Annotated in this window: 6 protein-coding genes; 3 read left to right on the forward strand and 3 right to left on the reverse strand. The window is 45.9% G+C overall.

From position 1 onward, the window contains the following. Nucleotides 1-73: 73 nt before the first annotated feature. Nucleotides 74-1,261: an acetate/propionate family kinase gene (locus DY78_RS00080; protein WP_024624734.1), complete on the reverse strand. Its 1,188-nt coding sequence runs from the start codon at nt 1,259-1,261 to the stop codon at nt 74-76. Between the two features lie 110 nt (nt 1,262-1,371). Between DY78_RS00080 and DY78_RS00085 the strand changes: the two genes are divergently transcribed. Both DY78_RS00085 and DY78_RS00090 read left to right on the forward strand, forming a co-directional pair. Then, on the forward strand, nt 1,372-2,247 hold the full coding sequence (locus tag DY78_RS00085) for an NFACT RNA binding domain-containing protein (protein ID WP_024624735.1): 876 nt from the start codon (nt 1,372-1,374) through the stop codon (nt 2,245-2,247). Continuing rightward, nucleotides 2,234-2,590 (forward strand): iron chaperone, encoded by a 357-nt coding sequence (locus DY78_RS00090; RefSeq protein ID WP_024624736.1) that lies wholly within the window; start codon nt 2,234-2,236, stop codon nt 2,588-2,590. Before DY78_RS00085 ends, DY78_RS00090 begins: the two co-directional genes overlap by 14 nt. Here the strand turns inward: DY78_RS00090 and DY78_RS00095 are convergent. Next, the gene (locus DY78_RS00095) at nt 2,587-2,808 is read right to left on the reverse strand and encodes a hypothetical protein (protein WP_024624737.1); all 222 of its coding nucleotides are present in this window, start codon (nt 2,806-2,808) and stop codon (nt 2,587-2,589) included. The two genes, DY78_RS00090 and DY78_RS00095, sit on opposite strands and share 4 nt — an antisense overlap. 168 nt (nt 2,809-2,976) lie before the next feature. Here DY78_RS00095 and DY78_RS00100 point away from each other — a divergent pair, with 168 nt between their 5' ends. Next, on the forward strand, nt 2,977-3,780 hold the full coding sequence (locus DY78_RS00100; RefSeq protein WP_029778968.1) for an aldo/keto reductase: 804 nt from the start codon (nt 2,977-2,979) through the stop codon (nt 3,778-3,780). A gap of 56 nt (nt 3,781-3,836) precedes the next feature. Here DY78_RS00100 and DY78_RS00105 read toward each other — a convergent pair whose 3' ends face one another. Continuing rightward, nucleotides 3,837-4,835, reverse strand: a complete 999-nt coding sequence (locus tag DY78_RS00105) for an aldo/keto reductase (RefSeq protein WP_029778969.1) — start codon at nt 4,833-4,835, stop codon at nt 3,837-3,839. Nucleotides 4,836-4,869: the final 34 nt, after the last annotated feature.

Here is a 4,869-nt window from a genome sequence, read left to right on the forward strand (position 1 = left end):
GTTATGCTGAACAATTTGTCCAAAAATTCGGATTAAATTTGCAATCTACCATTAGTCGCGAATTTAACAAAGCTTAAGCTTGTAATGCCGCCACCTGACGGACCATCGCTAACTCTTCGTTCGTTGGAACCAACATCACTTTGATTTTCGAATCCGCACTACTGATAACCCCTTCGGCATTGGCGGCATTTAACTGCGCGTCCAATTTCACTCCGAAGATGGCTAACTCATCAATAATTTCTTGGCGTAATTCAGCATTATGTTCACCGATTCCACCCGCAAAGACTAAGGCGTCGGCCCCCTGCAATTCGGTCAAATAACTCCCGGCATATTTAACGATGCGGTTAACAAAAATCTTAATCGCCAGTTGGGCCCGCGGATTCGTGGCTTCTTGTGCCTTGATTTCACGCATATCTGGTGAAATACCAGAAACCCCTAACAAGCCTGATTCATTATTGAGCATCATCATGATGTCGTTAGGATCAGTTACTTTTTCTTGGGCCATTAAGAATGGCAATACGGACGGATCAACATCCCCAGCCCGCGTGCCCATCGTGACCCCGGTCAATGGCGTAAAGCCCATCGACGTATCGAAGGCTTTCCCATTTTTAACCGCGGCTAAGGAAGCGCCACTACCTAAATGTAACGTAACTAAGTCTAAGTCGGCTTGCGGTTTGTTTAACAATTCCGCCGCCCGACCTGTCAAATAACCGTGTGAGATACCGTGTTCACCGTAACGGCGAATGTGGTATTTTTCAGTCAATTCATAAGGTAAGCTATAAATGGCATTCATTTCTGGCAAGTCAGTGAAGAATTGACTGTCGAAGACCGCGTATTGGGTCACTTCTGGTAAGGCTTGAGCCATTGTTTCGATGCCCTTAGCTTCCATCGGATTGTGTAGCGGCGCAAAGTCGCTCAACCCTTTGATTTCATCTAAAACCGTGGGAGTAACTTCGACCGCTTGTTTAAAGGTCGTCCCACCGGCAACTACACGATGGGCCACCGCTGTAATTTCGGTCAATGATTGAATAATCTCTAAACGTTGGAGTTCCGCTAACATCATTTTAGCCGCGGCATTTTGGTCCAAGTTGTCGACCGTCGTTTCATATTTTTGATGGTCACCATACTTGATCGTAAAAATTGAACCGGGCATACTGATTCGTTCCACCAGACCGCTAGCTACAACTGTTTCAGCAGGCATTTCAAATAATTGCCACTTCAACGAAGAACTACCGGCATTGATAATTAATGTTTTTTGCAAAAATATCACACTCCCATGTAATAGGATACCGAATTTTTCTGAAAAATGTTGAATTATTTTTCATGCGGTATAATTAATTTGAAATTTAACTTTTACGAGGATGGTTAATTATGGAAAATCAAACCGATGCGACGTTAGTTAGTCAAGCCATGCAACGTCAAATCTATCGGACTAAAAAACAAATTGAAGCTTTGACCCGCGCTATTGACCGCGTGGACGATGCCACGGAACTACAAGTTAAAGGAACGTTACTCAAAACTTATGCCAGTCAAATTACGGGTCGCCATAACTATGTCGAACTGCCGGATTACCGTTATCCGGACCGAAAACTCACGATTCAACTCGACGCTAGCAAGTCCATCATTGAAAACGCCGAGGCTTATTTTCATCATTACCGCAAAGACAAGCGGGGGCTCGCAACCGTGGAAGCTAACCGTGACGCGGCACAAACCGCATTAACTCAGCAGCTGGCTCGTCAGGAACAATTTGACGCCACTGATGTTGACCAAGTCGCCGTCGTCAAGCAACAATTAATCACGGAAGGTGCCATTAAACTCAAAGTTTTACATTCATCCAAATTACCAACGCCCGCACATCCGCGGCGCTTTTATACCCACGACCATGTCTTAGTGGAAGTTGGTAAAAACAGTCGTCAAAATGACCACCTGACGTTAACCGCGCGCAAAGATTATTACTGGATGCACGTTAGCGAACTCCCGGGTTCCCACGTGGTTATTCATAGCAACCATCCGAGTGAACAGACCTTACAAGAAGCCGCCGTGTTAACCGCCTATTACAGTAAAGGGCGTCACGCCACGCGGGTACCGGTGGACGTCTTAAAGGTCAGTCAGCTACAAAAGCCCAAGGGTGCTAAACCTGGTTTAGTGACCTTTAGCGGCCAATCAAAAATCATTACCGTTAACCCTGACGCTACGCTAGTCACGGCATTACGTGACCCGGAGGATATTACTGATGACGCCGATTGAGACTTATATCAATAACCAACCGCTTGCTTATCAAGAACGCTTGCAAACGATTCGAACTACGATGGCAGCTATCTTACCGGAAGCTGATGAATGTTTGAAATATCAAATGCCGACCTTTTATTGGCATGAAAATGTAATTCACTTTGCTTTGTTTAAACATCACATTGGGTTATATCCTACGCCGAGTGCCGTGACGGCCTTCGCCGACCAATTAACGGACTATCAAACGAGTAAAGGCGCGATTCAATTACCGTTAACGGCCCCGTTACCCCTTGACTTAATTCGAGAAATCACCGAATTTCGCCGCCGAGAAGTCATCGCCAAATATCACTTAACTGATTAACGTTGCCACCAAGATTCGGGTAAAAAATCAATCGCGATAATGGTATCCATGTCAATTTGATGGACCACCCCCGCTTGTTGATTCAATAAGACAGATTGGTCCTCCACCGCCGCAATTAAGCCACTAGGGCGTTGGCCGTCTACTAAAGTTAGCTGGACGACACAATTCAATTCATAGGCTTGTCCGAGCGACGTTGCAATTGTTTTTAGCTTTTCCATGCCGATCACCTCATCCAAAATAGTAGCCTAATCATACCACACTTCAGAACGTGCGTTCGCTGATTTGCAATTACATTTTGATGACAAGGGTCTCGCCGGACAATTTGACCTGAAGTCGGCTTGAGGTATTATGCTGAACTTAATTATTACGGAAAGCTGGTTATGCTCATGAACGCGTTAACAGACACCTACACCTTGAATAACGGCGTTAAAATCCCGATTGTTGGCTTTGGCACTTGGGAAGCACCAAATGGTCCCATCGCGCAACATGCCATCGAACAGGCCTTAGCAGTTGGTTACCGTCATCTTGATACTGCTCGCGTCTACTGGAACGAAGCTAGTGTCGGGGCCGCCATTAAAAATAGTGGCATCCCGCGGGACCAAATTTTTGTCACCACTAAACTTTGGAATACCGATCACAGCTATCAATTAGCCACGGCCGCTTTAGATAAGGCCTTACAGCGGCTAGCCCTTGATTACGTGGATTTATTTTTGATTCATACGCCCGCGACGAATTATCCTGATTGGGCCGCTAAAAATGCTGAAACGTGGCGCGCATTGGAAGACGCTTATCACGCCGGCAAAGTGCGCGCCATTGGGGTATCCAACTTTAATCCCGACCAATTGACCCAGTTACTCCAAACGGCGACCGTCACCCCGGCAGTCAATCAAATTCAATTGAATCCGCAACATCCCTTACCGGCCACCGTCGCTTTTGACGAGGCCCATCATATTCTAAACGAGGCTTATAGTCCGTTCGGTCACGGTAAGCTCCTACAAAACCCCGAGTTGCTGGCGTTAGCTGCAACCTATCATAAATCAGTAACGCAAGTCTTATTGCGCTGGTCATTGCAACACGGCTATTTGCCACTACCCAAATCGGTTCATGACCAATACATTCAAGCCAACATCGAAATTTTTGATTTTAGCTTAACGTCAACCGACATGGCTAAACTTGATCATTTAGCCTAAAAAACAGGATGCCCCTGACTAGCAATCATTGCCAGCCGAGGGGCATCCCGTTTTATTTACCCTAAAATTGCTTTAATCGCGTTAACTTCATCCGAACTAAATTCTAACTTTTTAGCAGCCGCTAGATTAGCGTGTAAGTGGTCAATACTCGTCGTCCCGATAATCACACTCGTGACCGTTTGCGAGCGTAGTAGCCACGCTAAGGCCATTTGTGCGAGAGTCTGGTCGCGTTTTTCCGCAATCGCGTTCAGCGCATTTAATTGGGCGACCACGGCTTCAGTCCCATGGGCCAATAAATATTTATTCGTCCGATGAATTGGGAAGTCAGCCGGAATCCCATCTAAATACCGTTGCGTTAACAGGCCTTCTGCAAGCGGTCCATAGGCAACTAACCCGGCATTATTCTGACCTAAATAGTCAATCAACCCGGTATCTTCCGCATCATGGTGCAACATGTTATAGGACACTTGATTGACTGTAAATGGCGTATGCATATCGTTAAAATAGCCGACCATTTCAGCGGTTTGGTCGCGGTCATAGTTAGAGATACCGACGTACAATGCTTTACCCTGACGGACTAATAAATCCAACGCTTGGGCCGTTTCTTGTAAATCAATATTTGGATCTGGCCGATGTGAGTAGTATAAATCAACATAATCCAGATGCATTTGCTTTAAACTGCGGTCCAAAGAACTGACTAACGTTTTTCGGGAACCAAATGCCCCGTAAGGACCGGGCCAAGCGGGATAACCCGCCTTGGTCGTAATCACTAATTCATCGCGATACGGCGCTAAATCACGTTGCATAATTTGGCCAAAAGTCCGCTCCGCTGAACCTTTTGAAGGCCCATAGTTATTAGCTAAGTCAAAACTAAATACCCCATGGTCAAATGCGTCTAAAACTACTTGCCGCGAACGGGCAAACGGCGCTTCATCGCCAAAATTACGCCATAATCCTAATGAGACTACGGGTAGTTGCAAACCAGTGTGACCCACTCGCCGAATCGGTAAGTCATCATACCGGGTACTTGCTGCTTGATAAGGTAGATTGCAAATTTAATCCGAATTTTTGGACAAATTGTTCAGCATA

It is taken from the genome of Lactiplantibacillus fabifermentans DSM 21115, from assembly GCF_000498955.2.
Classification (GTDB): Bacteria; Bacillota; Bacilli; order Lactobacillales; family Lactobacillaceae; genus Lactiplantibacillus; species Lactiplantibacillus fabifermentans.